This window comes from Oleiphilus sp. HI0117 (assembly GCF_001635235.1).
The window spans coordinates 1-570 of record NZ_LWGA01000257.1; the positions used below are offsets into that span (position 1 = coordinate 1).

The 570-nt window shown below is 44.7% G+C and carries 1 protein-coding gene and 1 pseudogene; both read right to left on the reverse strand.

Features of this window, described 5'->3' with window-relative positions; all coding sequences use genetic code 11:
- Positions 1–436, reverse strand: a 436-nt coding sequence (locus tag A3757_RS03190; RefSeq protein ID WP_156506143.1) for an RsmE family RNA methyltransferase, incomplete at its 3' end; no start/stop codon positions are given.
- A 7-nt stretch (positions 437–443) separates the two neighbouring features.
- Positions 444–570, reverse strand: a pseudogene (locus A3757_RS27490) (Sec-independent protein translocase subunit TatC); the annotation flags it as partial.

The window sequence follows — 570 nt, forward strand, 5'->3', positions numbered from 1 at the left end:
TTTCGGGCATCACGGTATCCTGAGCTTGTTCTAAGCCAAGGATGCAATTCTCTAGAATTTTTTCTTCACTTAGCCAGGGGCTTTGCCAAAAGCTCTTTTCTACCTTCCAGGCATTGAGGAAATAGATTTTCTTCACGCCCATTGTTGTGGCGGTTTGAATGATTCGCTTTAACATTTTTGGTCGGGGTAGACCAATAATGAGTGTTAAGGGGAGTGGTGCGGGCGCTTCTTTTTGCCACTCGATATCGAGTTTGGCAGACTCCGTAGTGAGAGCTGTAATAGTGGCTAGGCCAATTTGCTGATTGAGCAGGCCAACGCGTATGTTATCTCCAACTTTTGACTTTAGAGTCTCATGCATATGTTCGAGTTGACGACCGGAAATCTCAGCCAGTGTTTCGCTGTGCATATTTTCGGGGAATAACAGTAGCAGGTTCATCTAATTGTTATTCGCTTACAGGTTCTTCGTTGCGCTTCTTTTCGACGAGTTTTGAAAACAGCACTCCGACTTCAAAGAGAGCCCACATTGGAACTGCTAAAAGAGTTTGCGAAATAACATCTGGAGGCGTCAAT